19 protein-coding genes are annotated in these 23754 nt (G+C 43.0%); 16 read left to right on the top strand and 3 right to left on the bottom strand.

Annotated features, from left to right (window positions below):
• The first annotated feature begins 833 nt into the window (after positions 1–833).
• The 4 genes from thrS (at position 834) to rnr (ending at position 7362) form a co-directional block, all read left to right on the top strand.
• Positions 834–2768: a threonine--tRNA ligase gene (gene thrS / locus ABFV72_RS05845; protein ID WP_347162781.1), complete on the top strand. Its 1935-nt coding sequence runs from the start codon at positions 834–836 to the stop codon at positions 2766–2768.
• A 23-nt stretch (positions 2769–2791) separates the two neighbouring features.
• Positions 2792–3295, top strand: coding sequence for a translation initiation factor IF-3 (gene infC, locus ABFV72_RS05840; RefSeq protein WP_057762155.1), 504 nt, complete (start codon positions 2792–2794; stop codon positions 3293–3295).
• 406 nt (positions 3296–3701) lie between these two features.
• The gene (locus ABFV72_RS05835; RefSeq protein ID WP_347162780.1) at positions 3702–4946 is read left to right on the top strand and encodes a toxic anion resistance protein; all 1245 of its coding nucleotides are present in this window, start codon (positions 3702–3704) and stop codon (positions 4944–4946) included.
• A 139-nt stretch (positions 4947–5085) separates the two neighbouring features.
• Positions 5086–7362 carry a ribonuclease R gene (rnr, locus tag ABFV72_RS05830; RefSeq protein WP_057762158.1) on the top strand — a complete coding sequence of 759 codons (2277 nt, stop codon included), beginning with the start codon at positions 5086–5088 and terminating at the stop codon, positions 7360–7362.
• Positions 7363–7479: 117 nt separating this feature from the next.
• On the opposite strand, the gene ABFV72_RS05825 is transcribed toward rnr, so the two are convergent.
• The 3 genes from ABFV72_RS05825 to hisA form a co-directional block, all read right to left on the bottom strand.
• Positions 7480–7761 (bottom strand): hypothetical protein, encoded by a 282-nt coding sequence (locus tag ABFV72_RS05825; protein ID WP_134292657.1) that lies wholly within the window; start codon positions 7759–7761, stop codon positions 7480–7482.
• Between the two features lie 81 nt (positions 7762–7842).
• Entirely contained in the window at positions 7843–9516 is a 1674-nt protein-coding gene (locus ABFV72_RS05820) for a mechanosensitive ion channel family protein (RefSeq protein ID WP_347162779.1), read from the bottom strand.
• A 65-nt stretch (positions 9517–9581) separates the two neighbouring features.
• Positions 9582–10319, bottom strand: a complete 738-nt coding sequence (gene hisA, locus ABFV72_RS05815; RefSeq protein WP_347162778.1) for a 1-(5-phosphoribosyl)-5-[(5-phosphoribosylamino)methylideneamino]imidazole-4-carboxamide isomerase — start codon at positions 10317–10319, stop codon at positions 9582–9584.
• Between the two features lie 1096 nt (positions 10320–11415).
• On the opposite strand from hisA, the gene ABFV72_RS05810 reads away from it, so the two are divergent.
• From ABFV72_RS05810 to ABFV72_RS05755, 12 genes are all read left to right on the top strand, one after another.
• Positions 11416–12768 (top strand): Na(+)-translocating NADH-quinone reductase subunit A, encoded by a 1353-nt coding sequence (locus ABFV72_RS05810; protein ID WP_347162777.1) that lies wholly within the window; start codon positions 11416–11418, stop codon positions 12766–12768.
• 5 nt (positions 12769–12773) lie between these two features.
• Positions 12774–14009, top strand: coding sequence for an NADH:ubiquinone reductase (Na(+)-transporting) subunit B (locus tag ABFV72_RS05805; RefSeq protein WP_057762164.1), 1236 nt, complete (start codon positions 12774–12776; stop codon positions 14007–14009).
• On the top strand, positions 13990–14892 hold the full coding sequence (locus ABFV72_RS05800; protein WP_057762167.1) for a Na(+)-translocating NADH-quinone reductase subunit C: 903 nt from the start codon (positions 13990–13992) through the stop codon (positions 14890–14892). Before ABFV72_RS05805 ends, ABFV72_RS05800 begins: the two co-directional genes overlap by 20 nt.
• 1 nt (position 14893) lies before the next feature.
• Complete coding sequence (locus tag ABFV72_RS05795) at positions 14894–15565, top strand: NADH:ubiquinone reductase (Na(+)-transporting) subunit D (RefSeq protein ID WP_101204727.1); 672 nt, start codon at positions 14894–14896, stop codon at positions 15563–15565.
• Positions 15565–16173 (top strand): NADH:ubiquinone reductase (Na(+)-transporting) subunit E, encoded by a 609-nt coding sequence (gene nqrE / locus ABFV72_RS05790; protein WP_011281361.1) that lies wholly within the window; start codon positions 15565–15567, stop codon positions 16171–16173. Before ABFV72_RS05795 ends, nqrE begins: the two co-directional genes overlap by 1 nt.
• Before the next feature lie 122 nt (positions 16174–16295).
• The gene (gene nqrF, locus ABFV72_RS05785) at positions 16296–17531 is read left to right on the top strand and encodes an NADH:ubiquinone reductase (Na(+)-transporting) subunit F (protein WP_102078341.1); all 1236 of its coding nucleotides are present in this window, start codon (positions 16296–16298) and stop codon (positions 17529–17531) included.
• Between the two features lie 177 nt (positions 17532–17708).
• Positions 17709–18509, top strand: a complete 801-nt coding sequence (locus ABFV72_RS05780; protein WP_347162776.1) for an SDR family oxidoreductase — start codon at positions 17709–17711, stop codon at positions 18507–18509.
• A 123-nt stretch (positions 18510–18632) separates the two neighbouring features.
• Positions 18633–19787, top strand: coding sequence for an FAD:protein FMN transferase (locus tag ABFV72_RS05775; RefSeq protein ID WP_347162775.1), 1155 nt, complete (start codon positions 18633–18635; stop codon positions 19785–19787).
• Positions 19788–19987: 200 nt separating this feature from the next.
• Positions 19988–20233, top strand: coding sequence for a (Na+)-NQR maturation NqrM (nqrM, locus tag ABFV72_RS05770; RefSeq protein WP_057762175.1), 246 nt, complete (start codon positions 19988–19990; stop codon positions 20231–20233).
• 394 nt (positions 20234–20627) lie between these two features.
• Positions 20628–21860, top strand: a complete 1233-nt coding sequence (locus ABFV72_RS05765; RefSeq protein ID WP_347162774.1) for a CynX/NimT family MFS transporter — start codon at positions 20628–20630, stop codon at positions 21858–21860.
• A 295-nt stretch (positions 21861–22155) separates the two neighbouring features.
• Positions 22156–23019, top strand: coding sequence for an arylesterase (locus ABFV72_RS05760; protein WP_347162773.1), 864 nt, complete (start codon positions 22156–22158; stop codon positions 23017–23019).
• Positions 23020–23031: 12 nt separating this feature from the next.
• On the top strand, positions 23032–23751 hold the full coding sequence (locus ABFV72_RS05755; protein ID WP_347162772.1) for an ABC transporter ATP-binding protein: 720 nt from the start codon (positions 23032–23034) through the stop codon (positions 23749–23751).
• The last annotated feature ends 3 nt before the right edge of the window (positions 23752–23754 follow it).

The raw sequence follows: 23754 nt of genomic DNA, 5'->3' as shown, positions 1-23754 counted from the left end.
ATTTAGCGAGCTGACCATCATATCATGTTTTAATAGTCTGTCAACTTCTTTTTTTAATTTGTTTCAACAAGTTAACTGGGTTATTTATATGTAATTAACATATAAGCTTTCCAGCTCGTCTTGATGAGGTGCGTATTATAGACGGTTTATCTTTTGTGTCAACCCGTTTTATTAATGTTTTTAATCTTATTTTAATAGATAAATAAATCTGTATTTCTTTCAATGGGTTATAAACTTGAGGTTGTTTATATTCTTAAATACTAGTGTGCAATATGATTTAGCTCACCAATTTTTAATAAAGGTAGGTTTTATTTAATCATAATAACTAGGCTTATTCATCCTGATCTTCTTGCATGTCCCTTCTAAGTAAATTATCTCTCATATTTCTCAATGTTGATATTCATATAACTAGCACTATATAGAAGCTAAGTTATTCGGGTTTATATGATGCTTTCAATGTATTGTTCTATATATTGCAGTATCTGATACTCCCTTTGTTATAAGATATGGCTCTTATATTAGTCGTCGCGCAATCTCTTGATATCTAGTGTTGAGAGACGGTTTTTGCTATAATAGGTATTCTGCTGCATTACTTATATATGTTGCCTGTTGTATTATTCATATAGCGAAATGCATTTTGCTGTAATGCTATTGATTAACTGGCTTTAAGCCTTACATCAGCTCTAGCTTATATAGTCATAGTACGACTCTAGGTAATGCGTCCCTTTCACAACATATCACGATGATTAGATATAATTGATGTGGTCTCACGGTTATATGATTGATGGTTGCAATCATCACTGCCAACGGACCCAATAATAGGCGAATAGATTATGGTAGCGATTACTTTACCCGATGGTAGTGTAAAAGACTTTGAAGGTCATACAACAGTCATGGAAGTGGCGCAAAGTATTGGGGCAGGACTCGCTAAAGCGACGGTTGCTGGACGTGTAAATGGTCATCTGGTAGATGCACATGATCCTATCATCGCTGATGCCAATGTTGAAATCGTAACGCCAAAAGACGACGACGGTGTCGATATTATTCGTCACTCATGCGCTCACCTATTGGGTCATGCTGTTAAACAGCTCTACCCTGATGTAAAAATGGTCATTGGTCCTGTTATTGATGATGGTTTTTATTACGATATCTTTAGTGAAACGCCATTTACGCCTGAGCATATGGAAGCGATTGAAAAACGCATGATGGAGCTGATCAAGCAAGATTATGACGTTATCAAAAAAATGACGCCACGTGCCGAAGCAATTGAGATATTTGAATCACGTAACGAAGACTATAAGCTAAAACTTATTAATGATATGCCAGGTGAAGAAGCCTTTGGTTTGTATCATCATCAAGAATACGTCGATATGTGCCGTGGCCCGCATGTGCCAAACACGCGTTTTTTGAAAGTCTTTAAACTGACCAAAATGTCAGGTGCTTACTGGCGCGGCGATGCGAAGAATGAGCAGTTACAGCGTATCTATGGTACTGCGTGGGCTGATAAGAAACAGTTAAAAGCTTATATCCAACGTATTGAAGAAGCAGAAAAACGTGACCATCGTAAAATCGGTAAAGCGTTAAACCTATTTCATATGCAAGAGCAAGCGCCAGGTATGGTGTTCTGGCATGCTAATGGTTGGACGATTTATCAAGTACTTGAGCAATATATGCGCAAAGTACAATACGATAATGGCTACGAAGAGATTAAAACCCCTCAAATCGTTGATCGCAGTTTGTGGGAGCGCTCAGGACATTGGGGCAACTATGCAACCAATATGTTCACGACTTCTAGTGAAAACCGTGATTATGCGGTAAAACCAATGAACTGCCCTTGTCACGTGCAAGTGTTTAATCAAGGCCTAAAGTCTTACCGCGATCTCCCATTGCGTATGGCTGAATTTGGTTCTTGTCATCGTAATGAGCCATCAGGTTCATTGCATGGTTTGATGCGTGTGCGTGGCTTTACTCAAGATGACGCACATATCTTCTGTACGCAGGCACAGATTCAACAAGAAGTTGCTGATTTTATTAAGCTAACGCTTGCCGTTTATGAAGATTTTGGCTTTGATAATATTATCATGAAGCTCTCTACCCGCCCTGAAAAACGTGTTGGTAGTGATGAGTCTTGGGACTTTGCAGAAAAAGCGCTAGCAGATGCGCTTGACAGCTCAGGGCTAGACTGGGATTACTTACCTGGCGAAGGTGCATTCTATGGTCCAAAGATTGAGTTTAGTTTAAAGGATTCATTAGGTCGTATTTGGCAGTGCGGTACTATTCAGGTTGATCCAAACATGCCTGAACGACTAGATGCTGAGTTCGTCAATGAGCAAAACGATCGTGAAGTACCTATTATGTTGCACCGTGCAATCTTAGGTTCGTTCGAGCGTTTCATTGGTATTTTGATCGAAAACTACGCAGGTTGGATGCCAGTATGGTTAGCACCGCAGCAAGTTGTGGTCATGAACATTACTGATAAACAAGCTGATGTATGTGAAAACGTGGTTAGCGAGCTTAAAAATGCAGGTTTGCGTGCTATTAGCGACTTGCGTAACGAAAAGATTGGATTTAAGATACGAGAGAAAACATTAGAACGTATTCCCTATATGCTAGTATTAGGGGATAAAGAAGTCGAATCGGGCAGTGTTAACGTCCGAACTCGCGAAGGTGAGAACCTTGGCGTGATGAGTGTTTCTGAATTTATTACATTAGTACAGACCGCTGTCAGTAAAAAAGGCCGACAGACCCCAAAAACAGATGAGGAGTAATACCTATTAAACAGTCCAACCGTTTGAACATCAACGAAGATATCAATGTCAAAGAAGTCCGTCTCGTTAAAGAAGATGGCGAGCAAATGGGCGTGGTTGATATCGCAACCGCGATGAAAGCGGCACGTGATGAAAATCTAGATTTGGTTGAATTAGTTCCTGAAGCTAAGCCGCCAGTGTGTAAGATCATGGATTATAAGCATTTCCTCTATGATCAAAAGCAAAAGGCTAAAGAAGCTAAGAAAAACCAAAAGCAGACTCAGCTTAAAGAGATGAAGCTACGTCCTAGTACCGAAGAGGCCGATTATCAGGTTAAACTGAGAAAAATCGTGAGCTTCTTGGAAGATCAAGACAAAGTTAAAATTAGCATCCGTTTCCGCGGACGTGAAATGGCGCACCAAGATATCGGTCGCAAACAACTTGATCGTATCATTGAAGATACTGCTGATATCTCAAACGTCGAACAGTACCCTAAGATGGAAGGTCGTCAGATGGGTATGCTGCTTGGACCCACTAAGAAAAAGTAATCTGCCCATTGGATTGCTTTGAGTGGTGGCTGTTAGTCTATATAGCTATTTATAACTCTAACCATCAATATGCTGCGGGATATTGATGGTTTTTTATTATCTAGGTTCAAAAACTGCTGTAATAAACATAGCTATATTGAACATAAATACCCTAGCATTATTGACTGACGCTATTTTACAAAATCTACCTTCTCAACTTTCTGATTACACGGTAATCTAAAGGTCTAGTGATATTTACTAGTCAGTATTAGCAGTAACTAGTGATTATTTGATAGAAATTAGTATGAGCTAAAGACAAATCTATAAATATATAAAAGCTAAGTGTATAAATAAAAACAATGTATATCACGGCTGTCAGCGTCGTTGACAAAAAACACTTCCCTTCTCCGATATCAGAGGATATTTCATGCAAGAATTGACGCCACCAGAAAACGCTACAAATCCCAGTATCTCTCTAACAGCACCTGAACCTGTCAAAGAAATACAGAAAAGTGAAGCAGATCAGATGGTCAAATTGGATGAAAGCCAAATTCCTGAGCTCGATGCCAAGGTTGATGCTTTTGTTGATCATGTGCTTACCAACTCTGTGCATAGCGATGAGTTTCGACAGAATGTGCAGTCTATTCATAATCTAGGTACCAAAGAGATTCGTGAATCTGCACAAGTATCTAACCGAATGTTAGATTTGCCCGCAAAAAGTCTGAATGACAGCTTATTCGACAACTCTCCTATTGCTAAATCGCTAACGGAACTACGTGGTATTGTTGAAGACTTAGATCCGAGCAAAAAAGAGCTAACCAGCTCACGCAAGCTGTTCGGTCTCATTCCATTCGGTAATAAAGTACAAGATTATTTTCGACAGTATGAGTCGGCACAATCACATATTAATGCGGTCGTTACCAGTCTCTATAATGGTAAAGATGAATTGCTTAAAGACAATGCGATGATTGAGCAAGAAAAAGTAAATATGTGGGAGCTGATGCAGTCTATTCGTCAGTATGTCTACGTTGGCAAAAAGATTGATGAGCAACTTGAGCAAAAGGTCTATGCGATAGAAGCAACAGATCCAGAAAAAGCGCGCATTATTAAAGAAGAGATGTTGTTTTATGTCCGTCAAAAAAACACTGACTTTTTAACTCAGTTAGCAGTGAATGTACAAGGCTATTTGGCGCTTGATACCATTCGCCGTAATAATTTAGAGCTGATTAAAGGTGTTGATCGCGCAACCACGACTACAGTGTCAGCTTTACGCACGGCTGTTGTTGTTGCCCAAGCAATGACCAATCAAAAATTAGTACTAGATCAAATCACTGCCTTGAATAAAACCACCAGTAGTTTGATTGAATCAACCTCAGCGATGCTCAAGCGTCAATCAGGTGAGATTCATGAGCAGGCGACCAGCAGTAGCATTGAACTTGATAAACTGCAAAATGCCTTCAATAATGTCTATGACACTATGGATATGATTAGTAATTATAAAATTGAAGCGCTAGAGAATATGAAGCAAACGGTCAATACACTGACCACGGAAGTCGATAAAGCACAAAAATACTTGGATAAATCAAATCAGACTACGGTATTAGAAGTCTCAAAAGAGTTGGATAGTAAAAAGATCACTAACCAATCGAGCAATGTCGATATTGATATTTGATTTATCCCTATAGCGGTCGCCAGAAAACTGACCGCTTCCTGCTACCGAATACACATAAGACAATTGACGCAAGATATTGCGACGTCGTTCGTGTTAAGATAGCCACTATTAATAATTTTAAAAATAGATACGGTAATTTATGAGTTGGAATGATCCAAACGCCTCAAGTGAGGCAAAAAAATATGACAATCCGATTCCTAGTCGTGAGCTGATACTCAGCACGATTAATGAGCATGGGGAAGTCACGCATCAACAATTGGCAAAAGCCTTTAACATTGATGATCCAGACCAATTTGACGCTTTGGGCAATCGCCTAAAAGCAATGGCGCGTGATGGACAAGTAAATCGTGATGGTCGTCCTTATCGCTATCGCACAGTGACCAAGCAAGATATCGTCTCAGGTACAGTTTCTGCCCATCCAAAAGGTTTTGGTTTTGTAGTGCTAAGTGATATGCCAGATTTGTTTTTACATGAAAAACAAATGCGCTGGGTATTCAATGGCGATACAGTAGCAGCTGTCGGCACTTCGACAGACAATCGTGGACGTACCGAAGGACGTATCGTTGATGTTGTCGAACGTCGTCAAAACAACTTTATCGGTACACTTGCTCGTGATGAAGACGGCTATTGTGTTGAGCTTGGTAGCCCAAACAATCATCAACCGATTACGGTTACTGATGACAATGTTCAGGCGCTAAATATTAAGCAAGGCGCTCCTGTTAAAGTCGATATCATTGACTGGCCAAACCAGCATGAATTTGCCACTGGTAAAATCACTGAAGTGCTGTCTGATGACAATGACCGTGAATTGATTATTGAGACCACCCTGCTCAACTATGATATTCCATCAGATTTTAGTGAAGCTGCGCTTAAGCAAGCTGATGATTATCAAGAGCCAACTGAGAAAGACATAAAAGGTCGTACAGATATACGTCATCTACCGCTTGTCACTATCGATGGCGAAGATGCTCGTGACTTTGACGATGCTGTATTTGCTGAAAAGCGTTCTGGTGGTAACTACCGTGTCGTGGTTGCGATTGCGGATGTCAGCTATTATGTGACACCGAATTCACCACTTGACCAAGATGCCTATGAGCGTGGTACTTCAGTATACTTCCCGCATCGCGTGATTCCAATGTTGCCTGAAGTGTTATCTAACGGTCTATGTTCATTGAACCCTAATCTAGATCGCTTATGTATGGTTGCTGATATCAAGATATCGCGCGCCGGTAAAGTGACTGGATATGAATTCTATCCGTCAGTGATGCACTCACAAGCACGTCTCACCTATAATCAAGTAAATGATTATCTTGTGAACCCGAATGATAAGAGACTACCTAAATCATTAACGGGTAATAAAGACGTTAAAAAATCTGTTGATACGTTACATCAATTGTATGAGCTACTGCTTAAAAAGCGTGAAGAACGTCATGCAATGGAATTTGAAACGGTTGAAACGTATATCAAGTTCAACGAAAAAGGCGGAATCGAAGCGATTTTACCACGCACTCGTGGCGACTCTCAGAAGCTAATCGAAGAATGTATGTTGCTTGCCAATACTTGTGCTGCAAACTTCGCACTTAAACATGAGTTACCAGTTTTATATCGTAACCATGATAAGCCTGATAATGAGAAGTCGATGCGTATTCATGAATATGCGAAAAACTTTGGCTTACCATTTCCAGAAGAGAACCCGACTCAAGCGGACTATCAGCGCATTATTGAAGCGACTAAAGATAGACCAGATGCCATCAGTATTCATAGCATGCTACTGCGTTCAATGATGCAAGCAAACTATGCACCTGACAATATTGGTCACTTTGGCTTAGCATATGACGAATATAGCCACTTTACCTCGCCGATTCGCCGTTATCCAGATTTGATGCTGCATCGCGCGATTAAAGCGAAAGTCACCAACAGCCAACAACCTGTCATGGACTTTTCTCTTGAAGGTGCTGGTACACAAACATCAGATACAGAACGTCGTGCAGAAAAAGCATCACGTTATGTAGAGTCTTGGCTCAAGTGTCACTATATGACCGATCATGTCGGTGAAGAGTTCGAAGGCGTTGTGACTACGGTTACTAGCTTTGGCCTATTCGTCACATTGACTGACTTATATATCGATGGTTTGGTTCATATCTCCAACGTTGGCGATGACTTCTTTGTCTACGATGAGCAGCAACAGCAGCTTATCGGTAAAGATAAAGGCACGCTATTTGGACTCGGCGATTCAGTTAAAGTGAAGGTTGCGGGTGTCAACATGGATCTGCTACAAATTGATTTTGATTTGAAGGCTAAATTGCAATCTAGTGCAATGAACCAAAGCAAAAAAGGTCAACCGAAGAAAGAGCAGCCTAAGAAAGCCCCAGCAAAAAGAAGCAGTAACCGCAGAGGTGCTGCCAAAAAAAGCTAAGTTTAGACTAATACTTAGATACTGGTGTTGTAATACAATAAAAAAGGCTAACGTAATCGTTAGCCTTTTTTATGCTGTGTACTTTTCAATTGTAGATAGCATAGCTACTTATTGTGCCTATTGCGCATCGTCCAATTGGTCTACACGGTCTTGCTCGGCTTGCTGTGCTTGGTCAATTTTGCTGGTAGCACTATCTACGATCGCTTTCGGCTGTTGACTAAGTGGCTGGCTAGTAATATCTGTATCGGAGGTAGCTACTGTAGAATCAGGCTGTTCAGCCGCTACACTACTGGTTGCAATCTCTCTATTTTGTTCGCGACTATTGCCATTGATAATGTTAAAGCCAAGCAATGCCACAATACCAATTATTGCAAAGATAATAACGTGTTTCATTTCCATAAAAAGCCCCGTATTTGAATAACCATCAAATATAGATTCTGTTGCACTTTTTATGCCTAAACTTTATTTAACATCTAATACCTATTCTTGAGGACTATTATTATTCAATAAATCCGTCTCATCTGAGCTTTGAGCAATCTCTTGCTCGACTTTTTCCATCAGCTTATCGTCAGGACGGGCGTCGAGAACCTCATTAGCACTGCGACCTTGCAAAATGGTTTTGGCTCGAGCCTTGGCTTGTTTTTTATCTTGGTCATCCGTATGACTCTCGCTGACCTGATTTGTTTCAGCAGGTTTAGGAATCGTCGGCGTAATCGTTATATCAGATTGAACATTATTAGTATTGTTGGCACTGCTCTGCATGTGCTCAAAGGCTTTTTCTAACTTGTTGTTGAAGCGCAGACGATAGATAGGCTCAGGTAAGCTAAAGCCTTTATCTTCTAGTGCGTGCTTGGTCTCACGAATGGCGATACTGCGTGCTTTGGCAAAGTCAGTCTCTGATTGATCTACCCAAACCTGAAACTCCAAAACAATATTAGAATCACCCACATTGGTAATGACCGCAATCGCCTTTGGTTCATTTAACACAAACGCTAACGTATGTATCGCATCCAGTCCGACTTTGATTGCTGCTAATGGATCATCATTGGCATCAACGCCCAATTCAAAAGTAAATCGGCGCTCAGGGTTTTTGGTGTAGTTTAGAATGGTACCTTTAAAGACTTCAGCATTAGGAATGCGCAGCTGATTACCATCCAGTGTCATCAGTATCGTCGCGCGCGAGGTCAAACGAACCACGATGCCCTCTTGTCCATTAATCACGATATGATCACGGGCACGAAAAGGTTGGCGAATGCTCAGCATTAATGAAGCGATATAATTCTCAATGGTATCTTTGACTGCGAAACCAACCGCAATACCAATGACACCTGCCCCACCAAGCAATGTACCTAAAATAGTCTCTGCACCTATCAGACTTAGTCCTAAAATCAGACCAAAGATAATAAAGATGACTTTGACCGTTTGTGACAGCAGCTCAGCGACAAATGGATTGGGCGTCAGACGTTGCCACATCTTTTTGCGATTAGATAACCAACTGCCAAACCATGCTACCAAGGCAAATATAACGATGCCAACTAATAGTAGTGGTAGCGCCTTCACTAGATTGGTCACCTGCGCTTTTAGACCTTGATAGACCGTTGAGACATTCTCTTGAACATCTAGTGTGCGGTTAATTCTATCTTCTACAGTGACGACATCTGTTAGTCGGTTGGTTAAGTTGATCGCTTGTTGTGCTTTTTTTTCGTTGGCTGTTTCTCCCGTTAGGGTAACGACCCCTTGGGTGACACTAACATTGACGGCTTGTAAGCCTTCGATTTCAGAGAAAATACCGCTGATACGTTGACGAATATCGTTGTCTTTTTGCGGTGTGGGTGTGGTCTCGATTTGTGCGTTATTAGTGCTTTCGCCACTGATTATTGGTGGCGTAGCTGGCGTTGGCAATGAGCTGGCAGGTTCTGTGACTTCACTGTCTGATGTCTCATTTTCTGATATAGCAGAATCATCGTTAGATACGCTTGCCTCTGTCGTATCTACACTTTCAGTTGTCTCTATACCTAGCGCTGCTGCGATACCAGAAATCTCTTCACTGGCAGCATGCGCTGAGGACGCAAAAAGGATGCTTAGTAACAACACTATTTGACCCCACGCTTTTATAAAACTGCGTACTATCGGACGGTCAATATAAGTGGCCATAAGCATCCTTAATTTTTTACGGATTTTTCTCGCTTAGCTTGTTGTTGGTAACTGGCTATCTGGATTTAGCTATCTAAATAAATCTGCGCTTCGCTCAAATTCAACGTGCCTTCATAGATAGCACGACCAGTGATGATACCTTCGATACAATCACCATAAGGCTTTAACAGCTCGATATCTTTCATATCGGTAACGCCGCCTGATGCAATCACAGGTAGTCCGCCTTCACGCGCCAAATTAACAGTTTGTTCAACGTTGACGCCTTGCATCATGCCATCACGCGCGATATCAGTATAAACGATTGATGATACGCCTACATCTGCAAAGCGCTTAGCAAGCTCGGTCGCTTTGGTATCTGTCACGTTTGCCCAGCCATGAGTGGCTACCATACCGTCTTTGGCATCGATACCGACGATGATATGCCCTGCAAATTCGCGGCAAGCTTCAGCGACAAAATCAGGATCTTCAACAGCTTTTGTACCGATAATGATATACGTCAAACCTGCGGTAATATACTGCTCGATAGTGTTCATGTTACGTACACCACCACCCAATTGAATAGGCAGGTTCGGATAGGCTTTGGTGATATCATTGACCACTTGTCTATGTACTGGCACGCCATCAAAAGCACCATTCAAATCAACCAAATGTAAGCGACGCGCGCCTTCATCTACCCAACGTGCTGCCATGGCAACTGGGTCATCAGAGAACACCGTATCATCTTCCATACGGCCTTGTTTTAAACGTACACACTTACCATCTTTTAAATCAATAGCCGGGATAATGACAGGCACAGCACACATATAGCATTCCTTATAAAGCACAAGATTGGCAATAAATTTAGTAAATTAAAATTTTGAGAATGAAACGTTATCAAAGCGTCAAATAACGAGAGAAAACGCTGCTTAAAAGTAGCATAAATTATGGACAGATCGAAAACTAAGACATCGCTAAGTTAGCAATCTGTTTGAATACAAATAAGAAAGACAGAAACTAGACAATCATAACCATAAGTTTTAGCACGTAGAATCACTACCAACAATCGTTAAATTCTATTACTGACTGGCAATTTTAGGTCAATTTAGCGTATAATCCTAGGTAAATTTTTATTTGTTTCTATGTGATAGTAACCATGTGTTACGCTTTTTGTTGAGTTGTTACAACTCACTAATACAGCATGGTGAGCAAGATGGATCGAGCAATCGCTTAATACGCCAATAAAATATTGGTCAAGAAATTGCCAAAAAGGACTATCTGAAAAAATCTCAACCAATAGTCTCTAAACCATCGATTCTGCGGTATTTAACCTTAATTAGATGTCTTGCAAGTCCCTATCACTAGCTAACTATATTAAAACCGTTACGATTAAAACTATAGCAGCTTATAACAAGCGAGGTTTGCTTATCAGTTGCTTAGCTAGTTTGTCTTTTAACCAGTATATCATCTACCTTAATAGATCGTTATTTGGCCACACTCTTATTCTACCGAATATCTTTAGACGATATTAGTGAACGAGAGATGGTCAAGCATACTGGTGTTACAAGTTTTAAATTTCAATGAAACGTGTGATAAAGCCATTTGTATTTAAACCAGTCTCTTTTAGCCATGTGCTGCGGTGATTGGTTTCGATAAAACGGTTTTAGCATACACCTTGGTAGCCAGTCGCCACTTTGGTAATTCGAATAAGACATTAACGTGTTGTTAAGGAGTCTAAGGTCAGCGTTAATACTCTTACTAGTAGTTATGATCATGTATTGTCTTCACAGAGCTTTCATCTCTATTTCACTATAAAGGAAATAGACGATTGAAGGCTTTGTTGAGTGATACAAACGTTCATGCTACCGATATACCAAACAGGACGTCTGGTATCGTTTTAGACTATGGACTAAGTTTTCGCTTATGATTACCATCAAAAAAGGTTTGGATTTGCCCATCACTGGTGAACCCTCCCGCGAGATATCTGAGCACCAACCGACACATGTAGCACTTGTTGGCTATGATTATGTGGGCATGAAGCCCACTATGAATGTCAAAGAAGGTGACATTGTAGCCAAAGGTCAGCCCGTTTATGAAGACAAAAAACGTGTTGGCGTAATCTACACTGCCCCTGCTGCCGGTAAGGTCGTCGCTGTTAAACGTGGCGAACGTCGAGTGTTTGAGAGTCTTGTGATTGCGGTCGACCCCAATGGTGAAGAAGTAGACTTTGAGCGCTATGACTCACAGCAGCTTGCTGACCTAGACTCTGAAGTCGTTGAAACCCAACTGATTGCCTCTGGTGAATGGACGGCGTTCCGTACGCGTCCTTATAGCCGTGCACCCGAAATCGGCGCTCGTCCACATGCCATCTTTGTCACAGCAATGGATACCAATCCACTTGCCTTTGACCCGATGCTTGTGATCAATGAGCAGCTACAAGCGTTCAATGATGGACTTGCTGTATTATCTACGCTTAGTCCAAAGACCTTTGTCTGCCATCGTGGCGATACCCAACTGACGCCAGTTACAAAAACTGCAGCAAATAACGTCACTGAGTATCATGGTTTTGCTGGTAAGCATCCAGCTGGTCTTGCTGGTACGCACATTCATTTCTTACATCCTATCAGCCGCGGTGTGACCGTATGGACGATTGGTTATCAAGACGTGATTGCAATCGGTAAATTATTCACGACAGGTCGTCTATATACCCGCCGCATGGTGAGCTTAGCAGGTCCTGCTGTCACCAACCCGCATTTGATTATGACTGAACGCGGTGCTGATATTACTGCATTGACCAAAGGTAAACTGGCTGCTGGCGAAAACCGTATTATTTCAGGTTCAGTATTGTCTGGTCGCAAAGTGTTTGAAAACATCGCCTATCTGGGTCGTTTTCACAATCAGATTAGCGTGTTGACTGAAGGCCGTGAGCGTCCTGCGTTCCATTTCTTTACTCCAGGTAAAAACCGCTTCTCAAAACTGCCTATCTATATTTCGCAGTTCTTTGGTGGTAAAAAGTACAACTTTACTACGACCAGTAACGGCTCACCACGAGCGATGGTACCAATCGGTGTCTACGAAGAAGTCATGCCACAAGATTACCTACCAACTCAGTTACTACGTGCATTGATTGTCGAAGACATCATTAGTGCCGTAGATTTGGGTGTGCTTGAACTGGACGAAGAAGATTTGGCACTATGCACCTTTGTATCTCCTGGCAAATATGAATTCGGTGATATTTTGCGTGATAACTTAACGCGCATTGAGCTGGAGGGCTAACCACGATGAAATTTTTACACAATATGTTCGATCGTATGGAGCCATCTTTCACCAAAGGCGGCAAACACGAAAAGTACTACGCTATTTTTGAGATGTTTGATACGTTCTTACGTCAACCAAGTTCAACCACTTATGCATCATCGCATGTACGTGACGGTATTGACCTAAAGCGTATTATGATTACTGTATGGCTATGTACCTTCCCAGCGATGTTTTGGGGTATGTACAACATTGGTCATCAAGCACTAACCGCTATCGCTCAGCTTGGCTTGCAGCCTGAAGGCTGGCGTACTGTAATCACTAGCATGGCAGGCTATAACCCGGACAGTATCTGGGCCAGCTTCGTCTATGGTGCGATGCAGTTTTTGCCTATTTATATCGTGACGTTTGCAGTGGGTATTCTCTGTGAGATTATCTTTGCTGTCGTCCGTGGACACGAAGTTAACGAAGGTTTCTTTGTGACTTCAGTTCTATTTGCATTATGTCTACCACCTGATATTCCTTTATGGCAAGTTGCCCTAGGTATTATCTTCGGTGTAGTCGTCGCAAAAGAAGTGTTCGGTGGTACTGGTAAAAACTTCCTTAACCCTGCCCTATCGGGTCGTGCATTCTTATACTTTGCTTATCCAGCCTATATGTCTGGTGACTCAGTATGGACGGCAGTAGACGGTTTCTCAGGTGCGACGCCTCTTGGCCTTGCGGCCCTTGGTGTGGTTCCTCAGGACTTCGTCGACGTCTATGGTAATGCCATTACGTGGAGTGATGCATTCTTAGGCAACATGCAAGGTAGTATCGGTGAAGTATCGACGCTAGCCATCCTAATGGGTGCTGCAGTGTTGCTATGGACGCGTATTGCTTCTTGGCGCATTATGGCAGGTTGTGTGGTCGGTCTGATTGCTACGTCTCTTGTGTTCAACATGATTGGCTCTGAAGACAACATGATGATGAGCTTGCCGTTCTACTGGCACTTAGTTATCGGTGGCTTTGCTTTCGGTGCTGTATTTATGGCAACGGATCCAGTATCAGCTGCACATACAAACAAAGGCCGCTGGGCTTACGGTATCTTGATTGGTTTTATGACCGTATTGATTCGCGTCATCAACCCTGCTTTCCCAGAAGGCATCATGCTGGCCATTCTATTCGCCAACTTATTTGCTCCATTGTTTGATTACTTTGTGACTCAAGCAAATATCAAACGCCAAACCGCTCGGAGGGTTCGCTATGTCCAAGCCCAAAAGTAATAACGCGAAAACCATCAGTGTGGCTTTGACGCTATGCTTGGTGTGTTCAGTGTTGGTTTCAGCAGTGGCTGTTGGTCTAAAGCCTGCGCAAGTCGAAAACGCACGTTTAGACCGTAACAAAAACATCTTAGTCGCGGCTGACATGTATGACGCTGAGTCTGATACAGCAGATGATGTTGCCGAACGTTTTAAAGACTTTGAAGTAAAAATCATTGATCTAAACGAAGGTACTTATCTCGATGACGACGCGCTAAAAACTGCTGGCATCCCTGATCGTAATGCTTATGACGCCAGTCAAGCGACAAAAAACCAAGCTCTAAGTGAAGACTTGGGTGACAACGATCCTGCTGGTATTGGTCGTAAGCCAAAATATGCCAAAGTCTATGTCAAAAATGATGACGCAGGTCAACCAGAAACGGTTGTATTGCCAATTCAGGGCTACGGTCTATGGGGCACTATCTATGGTTTCTTAACGCTCGAAAGTGACATGAATACCATCAAAGGTATCAGTTTCTACGAGCATAAAGAAACCCCAGGCCTTGGCGCTCGTATCGAAGAGCCAGAGTGGCGTGCAAAGTGGAGCGGTATCGAGTCTTATGACGAGAATGGTAACGTTGCCACTGGTGTAACCAAAGCTGGTAACCCAAAAGAGAACTGGGTTGATGGCATCAGCGGTGCGACATTGACTAGCCGCGGCGTCAGCAACATGATTCAGTTTTGGTTAGGCGAGCAAGGTTATAAGCCTTATCTAGATACGCTACGCGAAAAGAGCGGCCAAACGGTTGAAGGTGCAGACACGCAAGCAAATCAATCAAAGCCGGCAGCTCAACCTAAAACCGAATTGGCAGCCAAGCTACCAGTAGCAAACGGCAAGGAGGCATAACATGGCTGACACTAAAAGCATTTTAACCACGCCTATCTTTGATAATAACCCTATTGCCCTACAGATCCTTGGTATCTGTTCGGCATTGGCTGTCACCACCAGCATGGCTAACGCTATGGTCATGTGTGTGGCATTGACCTTGGTAACGGCATTTTCAAGCTTCTTTATCTCGATTATCCGTAAGCAGATTCCATCAAGCATTCGTATCATCGTACAGATGACGATTATTGCTTCGTTGGTTATCTTGGTTGATCAGGTACTAAAAGCAGTTGCTTATGACGTCAGTAAGGGTCTATCTGTCTTTGTTGGTTTGATCATCACGAACTGTATCGTTATGGGCCGTGCTGAAGCATTTGCTATGAGCAACCCACCAGTCCCAAGCTTTTTAGATGGTATTGGTAACGGTCTTGGTTACTCAGCAGTATTACTATTCGTTGCAACTATCCGTGAGCTATTGGGTGCTGGTACTTGGTTCGGTATTACGATTCTACAGCCAGTTACTGATGGCGGTTGGTACATACCAAACGGTCTATTACTGTTACCACCATCAGCGTTCTTTATCATTGGTTTGTTCATCGCTGTTGTCCGTATCTGGAAACCAGAACAAGTTGAAGAAGCTGAGTTTGTAATGAAGCCGCAGTCTAAAGGCATGGCACATGGAGGCGGTCACTAATGGGACATTATGTTAGTTTATTTATAACCTCAGTCTTTATTGAGAACATGGCACTTGCCTACTTCTTAGGCATGTGTACTTTTTTGGCCGTATCCAAAAAAGTCTCTACAGCGATTGGTCTAGGTGTTGCGGTTGTTGTCGTGATGGCAATTACCGTTCCACTAAACAATTTACTATTCCAGTTCATCCTAAAAGATGGTGCGCTGGCATGGGCAGGTTTCCCTGATATCGACTTGAGCTTCTTAGGATTGCTAAGTTATATCGGTTTGATTGCAGCCACCGTACAGATCCTAGAGATGTTCTTGGATAAGTTTGTACCGAGTCTATATAACGCGCTTGGGGTATTCTTACCACTAATCACCGTAAACTGTGCCATCTTAGGTGGTGTACTATTTATGGTTGAGCGTGACTATAACTTTGGTGAATCTGTTGTCTATGGTGTGGGTGCAGGCTTCGGTTGGGCACTTGCTATTACAGCATTGGCGGGTATCCGTGAAAAGCTAAAATACTCAGACATTCCAGCACCGCTGCGTGGTCTTGGTATTACTTTTATCACGGTTGGTCTTATGTCGCTCGGCTTTATGTCGTTCGGTGGTATGTCCATCTAAACCGCTAAGCTCAAAGCTTTCATTAGCTATTTGACTTATTTAATTCATTTATTCGGTAGAGGTTTGGCTACGGCATAGATTATGCCCCCACACCCCTACCCCATAGATTAAGGATACCTACCATGGATTACGCTACGGCGATTGGTGGCGTTGCTATGTTTACCTTGATCATCATGGGCCTCGTCGCTATTATTTTGGCGGCACGCTCAAGACTGGTCAGTTCAGGCGATGTCACTATCCATATTAATGATAATCCCGATAATGATGTGGTGACACCAGCTGGCGGCAAACTACTACAAACGCTAGCGGGCGAAGGTATATTTTTATCTTCAGCTTGCGGTGGTGGTGGTACTTGTGCGCAGTGTCGTTGCCGCGTTATTGAAGGTGGTGGTTCTATTTTGCCCACCGAAGAAGGCTACTTTACCCAAGGTGAAATTCGCAATCACATGCGCTTAGCTTGTCAGGTAGCTGTTAAGCAAGACATGAAAATTGAGATTGATCCTGAGTTCTTTGATGTACAGAAATGGGAATGTGAAGTTATCTCTAACGATAACGTTGCCACTTTCATTAAAGAGCTGGTACTAAAAATTCCAGAAGGCGAAGAAGTAAACTTCCGCGCTGGTGGTTATGTACAGTTGGAAGCGCCACCGCATGAAGTGCACTACAAAGACTTTGTGGTTGATGAAGAGTATAGAGAAGATTGGGAAAAATTCGGTATCTTCAACTATGTCTCAAAAGTTGATGAGCCTGTTATCCGTGCTTACTCAATGGCTAACTACCCTGAAGAGAAAGGCCTCATCAAATTTAACATCCGTATCGCAAGTCCACCGCCACGTGGTCCTGACGGTATTCCACCAGGCAAAATGTCTTCATGGGTATTTAGCTTAGTACCTGGTGACAAAGTGACGGTTTCAGGTCCTTATGGTGAGTTCTTTGCCAAGAAAACCGAAGCTGAAATGATCTTTGTCGGTGGTGGTGCTGGTATGGCACCAATGCGCTCGCATATTTTTGATCAGCTCAAACGCTTGAATACTGATCGTAAGATTAGCTTCTGGTATGGTGCTCGTTCTATTCGTGAGATGTTCTACGTTGAAGACTATGATCAGCTAGAAGAAGAGTTCGATAACTTTGAGTGGCATGTTGCACTGTCTGACCCATTACCAGAAGATAACTGGGAAGGTCCAACAGGCTTTATCCATAACGTATTGCTCGAAAACTATCTGAAAGATCATCCAAACCCAGAAGACTGTGAATACTACATGTGTGGGCCACCGATGATGAACGCTGCCGTAATCGACATGCTACACAGCATGGGCGTGGAAGACGAAAACATCATGCTTGATGATTTCGGTGGTTAAGTTAGATAATTAATCTAGCAAAGTAAGGTTTAAGAGTATAAAAAAGAGTCTCAACTGAGGCTCTTTTTTTGTGCGATTTTTACATATAGTCGTGGCTTCTTAGGCTACAAATCTAGCTAGTAGAGTTGCTTTATTATCCTATATTATGGACTATCTAAACATTGAGAAAGGATTCTTATGAAAACGAAATACAAAGATTTGACCATTTGGATTACAGGTGCTTCTAGTGGTATTGGGCAAGCATTAGCTGTTGCCTTCGCCAAACGCGGCGCTAGAATTATTCTAAGTGGACGTGACAGTGATAAATTAGAGGCAGTCAAAAATAGCTGCAAACGCGCTAACAAACATATTGTCGTTCCTTTTGATATCAGTGATGCCAACCAAACCAAAGAAGCTTATGCTGCTGCTAAAGCTCAGGCGGGAAAAATCGACTGGCTCATCAATAATGCTGGTATCAGTCAGCGTTCGCTCATCATGGATACGGCTGAAGAAGTTGAACGCCAAATCATGGAAATAGATTACTTTGCTCAGACGCGTCTTACCAGACTTGCGTTGCCTGATATGATTGCACAAGGCGGCGGCAAAGTCGTGATGGTTTCAAGTGTGGCAGGTTTGTTGGGTACACAATATCGCGGCGCTTATGGAGCAGCCAAAGCAGCGCTGCATATGTGGGCAAACAGCTTACGTGCTGAGCTACATGACCAAGGTATCGAAGTAGCCACGATATTCCCCGGGTTTATCCAGACTAATATCTCTATCAATGCGTTGACTGGCGACGGGAGCGCACAAGGTACGATGGATGAGGCAACCAATAATGGTCTGACTGCGACTGAGTTTGCCAAACAAGTCGTGAAGGCGCTCACCAAGGGAGAGGAATATATCATCGTCGCTGGGCGTAAAGAAAAACTGGCCACACGGGTCAACCGCGTCTCTCCGCCAAAACTCTATAAGCTCATACGTGAGTCACAAGTAAAATAATCTGCTCAACCGAACGAATTGTCGCTGAATGGTGCCTTCATTAGTATTTTTGGGTTCAAGGGGTGTAAAATAAGCGTGGCTTGTCTTACACCCTACTCATTTCTACGCCATACCGAAAATATTATGAAAAACACTATATACCGCTCATCTTCCAAAAAACCTCTGCACCTTACCTTAGTAGGTGTCGTCAGCCTTACTAGTACTTTAGGACTCAGCGCTTGCCAACAAACCCCAGACTATAACTATCTGATCGGTGAGACGATGGGAACGAGCTATCATATTAGCTATCAGTTGCCTGATGATGCGGATGAAGCTGCCATACAAGCTGCGGTAGACGATCGCCTGAAACAAATTAACGATAGCATGTCTACTTATCAAAACGACTCGACCATATCTACATTCAATCGTTTGGGCAAAGACAAACCTATCACTATCGATGCGGATTTTAGTCGTGTGCTCGATGTCTCACAAATTGTCTATCAGCAGTCTGGCGGTGCCTTTGACCCTACCGTTATGCCACTCGTAAATACATGGGGCTTTGGGAGTACCATGACGGTCGAGCGCCTACAAAGTCCACCGACTGCCGTTGAGATTGCGCAAGCCAAAGCATTGGTTGATTTTGAGAGCATCATAAAGAAAGATGATACCATCTATAAAACCAAAGACGGCGTTGGTTTAGATTTTTCTGCTGTTGCCAAAGGTTATGGCGTCGATGTCATCGCTGATGTGCTGAGAGATGATTATCAAATTCGTAACTATATGGTTGAAATCGGTGGTGAAATTGCCACCTCTGGTGTGAATAACCAGCAGCAGCCATGGCAAATTGCGATTGACGCCCCTATTGAAGGCAGTACTGTCAGTGAACGTCAAACCATATCTGCTATTCGCCAGCCAAAAAACACGGCTAGTCAAATGCATCTAGCGACCTCTGGCAACTATCGCAACTCTGTCATATTCGATGGCAAACGCTATAGCCATACTATCGACCCGACAACGGGCAACCCTATTGCAGGCGGCGCACCTTCAGTTACTGTCGCAGCTGATTCGGTTGCATTGGCAGATGCGTGGGCAACTGCCCTTACAGCGATGCCTTATCACAAAGCACTAGATCTCGCTAAAACGCAAAAACTGGCGGCTATGTTCGTGGTACTAGCTGACGATGTAAAAGCAAAGGGTTCTGATGATATGTCTAACGAAGCTGCTGATGATGATATTGACGATTGGCAAGTGGTACAGACACCAGCGATGAAAGCGTTACGTGCTGATAAAAAGCTCTAAACGTTCTTCAAGCTCTAGACGGTCTACTCTAAAAGCCACTGGTAAGTGATAGATGTGAAACAAGAGAATACGTTAACGTACAACGAGTCGCACTAAAATTTGCTATACTATTATACAGTTGTTATTAACCGTGTTTAGCTGTCATGAACTTAGACAACACCACTAATAACTGCCCTATTTTTTAAAATGAGGTTTCCTCTATGCTTAGCCAACTGCTTCCTATGCTTGCCATTACTTTCACCGTATTTGTCCTATTCTTTATTTTTATGGGCGTCGGTTATATGGTCAAAAAAAAGCCGCTTAGAGGATCTTGTGGCGGTGTTGCCAAATTGATGGGCGACGAAAATTGCTCGTTTTGTGGTAATGATCCCAATAAGTGCGATTCACTAATCGCTGAACAGCAAGAGAATGCATTAAGAGCTGCTCAATTGGGTAAATCGGTTTAATAGCCTATTGGTTACCATACGCTGGTAGCATTTACCTGACATATGTTCTTATAATAGCGTCAAGTCATTCAAAAGTGACTTGGCGCTATTTTTATTGTGCGATAAGACTGCTTATTTGAGATTCCTTATTATCGCCATCTCTTATCATCACGATTCTAAAGCCTTAACTCGAAGTAACCACAAATACATTTTGACTAACTTGCCTGCCAATTTAGCAAAGTCAGTTAAGCAAATTGTATGTCTTACGCGCTACATATATTTTTCGGTCTCATTTAAGAGATCGATTACCGTCTAGGTACGTTTAGGTAAATGCTCTCTGGTGTTATTTTATAAGCGGCAATTGCTTGACGCTGTTTAATAACGTGTTCTTTTTCGCTGTCATCGTTGTGCTGCTATGTCTACCTCGTCCAATCTATCTGCTTCATCTAGCCTGCCCTCCTCACGCTTTACCTTTTGGTTGGTTCTCTGTGCCATGATTCTGCTAGCCACCAATATGCGCGCGCCTATCGTCGCGCTAGGTTCTATCGCCCCAGTGGTAAAAGACGCGCTTGATATCTCTGAGTTTCAGATAGGCTGGCTAGGAGCAGTGCCTATGCTGAGCTTTGCTGTAGGTGCGCTGATTTCTCCAACCATTGGTAAGCGATTCGGGCTAGAAAATACACTGATTGCTATGATTGGACTGTTAACGGTAGGGATGATTATTCGTACCGCTATCCCGACGTGGTGTGGGTTTTTAATTGGTACTTTATTGCTTACCCTTGCCATCGGCTTCGCTAATACTTTAGCAGCGCCTGTTATTAAGCAGCGTACCCCGCAACATATTCCGTTGATTACTGGTCTGTTTAGTCTAACGATGACCACAGCAGCAGGTATCGTTGCAGGCGTCGTATTACCGTTATCTGAGCAAGTTGGTTGGCAGTGGGCATTAGGTGGTTGGACGATACTAGGTGTGTTTGCTTTCGTGATTTGGCTGTTCTTACGGGTTCGTTTGGGTTCATCCAACCATCAAGCGGTTATCCCTGCGGCCTTAGGTTCTTCTGATATCTCTATGTGGCGCACCACCTTTGCGTGGCAGATTGCTATTTTTATGGGATTACAGTCATTATTGTTTTACACCGTCGCCAGTTTTTTACCATCGATTTGGGTCAGTAAGGGACTATCTGCCGTCAGTGCTGGACAAATGGGTTCTGTATTTCAGTTTATGGCACCAGTCTCTATCTTAAGTTTAACTTGGCTAGTCAATCGCGGCCGCCCTATTCAAGCGCTAGCGGTATTTGCTGCTGTGCTAAATGTCGTTGGCATATTGGGCGTCAGCTATCTATCGACTGATTTAGCATGGTTATGGTCAGGCATGATGGGCATGGGCTGTTCAGCGATTTTCACTTTGAGCATGATGCTGTTCTCTATGCGCACCTATACGACCAATCAGGCAAGTGAGCTGTCTGGTATGGCTCAAGCAGTTGGTTATGTCATTGCGTTTTTTGGACCATTGGGTACAGGTTGGTTGCATGAGATGACTGGTAGTTGGAGTATGCCGCTGTTTATTATGCTGATACTGATGATTGTCAACGTCGTGATTGCTTGGCTTGTTAGTCGTCCAGTGATGGTCGATGGAAAATATATTTGATTGCTATAAGCCTTTGTTATTCATAAGGCCATAATTGCTAACGCGCAATAAAGCGGCCTTAAATTAACCTTAGGGCAATATAGGTCACTGTCTTATTTTGCTATAGTCAGTTCAATATAATTTCAATACTGAATATAAGCTGGATACTCAATATAATCCGGATAAAAAGACGGCATGTGAAAGTACTACCAATAGTAGACTGAGCGAGCCTGACGATTTATCCGACTAATACTGTATCTGGTTTAGATAGGATTTGACTATACCCTGGTTTGATTGCATATAGGACATAACACCCATGATGAAACTTCCCTCTCGTTTTGCTCAGCGCTTGCCTGCTATCGCCATGCTCGCGGCTGTAATGGCTGTCAGTGGCTGTCAAAAAGAAGCTGAAACGACATCTGCTACCGACACGCAGAGTACCAGTACTGAAGCGACTAACAGTCAAGCCAGCACTGCTCCAGTAGCCCCTGAAACCGCAGCAACAACTGATCAACAGGTCAAATCCTCATCACTTACTATTCTAGCGCTTGGTGACTCACTGACAGAAGGTCTGGGAGTGGACAAAGACGACAACTATCCTGCTCAGTTAGAAGATCGTCTGCAAGAGATGGGCTACGCTAACGCCAAAGTTATCAACTCAGGTCTAAGCGGTGAAACCAGTACGGGATTGGTCAATCGATTGGACTGGGTATCGCAAACCAAACCTGACATCACCATATTGACTATCGGTGCCAACGACGCCATACGTGGTATCGATGTGGCAACCATTGAAGCCAATATTCGTACTGCGGTTAAGCACCTACAGGACAATGGCAGTGTCGTCATCTTGGGCGGTATGTCGATCTATGACAATCTAGGCAGTGAATATGTTGCGGCATTCTCAGACATTTATCCTCGTATTGCGAAAGACATGAATCTAACGCTTATTCCGTTCTTCTTAGAAGGTGTTGGCGGTGACCGAGAGCTTAACCAAGCGGATGCGATTCATCCGACTAAAGAAGGCTACGAGATTATCGTTAACAACAATATCCTGCCTATTCTAGAGCCGAAATTAAATGAACTAGAAGAGCTAAAAGAGTTAAAAACAACCGATACCGATAATACAGCTACAACGGCTCAAGACGACACGACAAAAAATACGACAAACGAGACCATTTAACGAGACACTGTAATGACATCATCATCTTCGACTGCCACAGTAACGCTACCCGCAGACGCTAAGACACAAGCTCTACTGACCGCCTCACAATTAAATAAAACCGTGCAAGTCGGTGAGCAAAAACTGTCCATCATTAAAGACGTGGATATCTATGTTAATGCTGGCGAGTTTGTGGTCATCATGGGCAAATCAGGATCAGGTAAATCTACTTTGTTAGGTTTACTCGCAGCATTAGACTATCCCGATAGTGGTACGGTGTCGCTGGCAGGTCAAATGCTTAGCAGCCTCGACGAAGATGCGCTTGCCGTTATTCGACAGCAGGATATGGGCTTTGTCTTTCAGTCATTTCATCTACTTCCCACACTGACCGTCGCTGAAAATATCGCCTTTCCACTTGATATTGCCAGACGTCCAAATCCATCACGAGTAGACGCGCTGATAGATGCGGTCGACTTAGGGCATAGACGTAACAGCTTACCCAATCAACTATCTGGTGGTGAACAGCAGCGTACAGCAGTGGCGCGAGCACTAGTATCGCACCCAAAGATTGTGTTTGCGGATGAGCCAACGGGTAACTTGGATGAGCAAAACGCCGATCAAGTCATGCAGCTGTTATTGGATTTACGCCAACAGGTTGGCTCGGCACTGGTGGTCGTGACTCATGATCCTGCACTTGCCGAGATGGCAGATCGTGTCATCACCATGCATGACGGCCGCATTGTACCTACATGAATA

Origin of the sequence: Psychrobacter proteolyticus (genome assembly GCF_039762275.1) — a bacterium.
Lineage (GTDB): Bacteria > Pseudomonadota > Gammaproteobacteria > Pseudomonadales > Moraxellaceae > Psychrobacter > Psychrobacter proteolyticus_C.
This window is presented reverse-complemented; position numbering and strand designations above follow the sequence as displayed.

Excerpts from the sequence above, each read along its gene's own strand:
- thrS (WP_347162781.1), top strand. The coding sequence starts at position 834 with ATGGTAGCGATTACTTTACCCGATGGTAGTGTAAAAGACTTTGAAGGT.
- ABFV72_RS05835 (WP_347162780.1), top strand. The coding sequence starts at position 3,702 with ATGCAAGAATTGACGCCACCAGAAAACGCTACAAATCCCAGTATCTCT.
- rnr (WP_057762158.1), top strand. The coding sequence starts at position 5,086 with ATGAGTTGGAATGATCCAAACGCCTCAAGTGAGGCAAAAAAATATGAC.
- ABFV72_RS05825 (WP_134292657.1), bottom strand. The coding sequence starts at position 7,761 with ATGGAAATGAAACACGTTATTATCTTTGCAATAATTGGTATTGTGGCA.
- ABFV72_RS05820 (WP_347162779.1), bottom strand. The coding sequence starts at position 9,516 with ATGGCCACTTATATTGACCGTCCGATAGTACGCAGTTTTATAAAAGCG.
- hisA (WP_347162778.1), bottom strand. The coding sequence starts at position 10,319 with ATGTGTGCTGTGCCTGTCATTATCCCGGCTATTGATTTAAAAGATGGT.
- ABFV72_RS05810 (WP_347162777.1), top strand. The coding sequence starts at position 11,416 with ATGATTACCATCAAAAAAGGTTTGGATTTGCCCATCACTGGTGAACCC.
- ABFV72_RS05805 (WP_057762164.1), top strand. The coding sequence starts at position 12,774 with ATGAAATTTTTACACAATATGTTCGATCGTATGGAGCCATCTTTCACC.
- ABFV72_RS05800 (WP_057762167.1), top strand. The coding sequence starts at position 13,990 with ATGTCCAAGCCCAAAAGTAATAACGCGAAAACCATCAGTGTGGCTTTG.
- ABFV72_RS05795 (WP_101204727.1), top strand. The coding sequence starts at position 14,894 with ATGGCTGACACTAAAAGCATTTTAACCACGCCTATCTTTGATAATAAC.
- nqrE (WP_011281361.1), top strand. The coding sequence starts at position 15,565 with ATGGGACATTATGTTAGTTTATTTATAACCTCAGTCTTTATTGAGAAC.
- nqrF (WP_102078341.1), top strand. The coding sequence starts at position 16,296 with ATGGATTACGCTACGGCGATTGGTGGCGTTGCTATGTTTACCTTGATC.
- ABFV72_RS05780 (WP_347162776.1), top strand. The coding sequence starts at position 17,709 with ATGAAAACGAAATACAAAGATTTGACCATTTGGATTACAGGTGCTTCT.
- ABFV72_RS05775 (WP_347162775.1), top strand. The coding sequence starts at position 18,633 with ATGAAAAACACTATATACCGCTCATCTTCCAAAAAACCTCTGCACCTT.
- nqrM (WP_057762175.1), top strand. The coding sequence starts at position 19,988 with ATGCTTAGCCAACTGCTTCCTATGCTTGCCATTACTTTCACCGTATTT.
- ABFV72_RS05765 (WP_347162774.1), top strand. The coding sequence starts at position 20,628 with ATGTCTACCTCGTCCAATCTATCTGCTTCATCTAGCCTGCCCTCCTCA.
- ABFV72_RS05760 (WP_347162773.1), top strand. The coding sequence starts at position 22,156 with ATGATGAAACTTCCCTCTCGTTTTGCTCAGCGCTTGCCTGCTATCGCC.
- ABFV72_RS05755 (WP_347162772.1), top strand. The coding sequence starts at position 23,032 with ATGACATCATCATCTTCGACTGCCACAGTAACGCTACCCGCAGACGCT.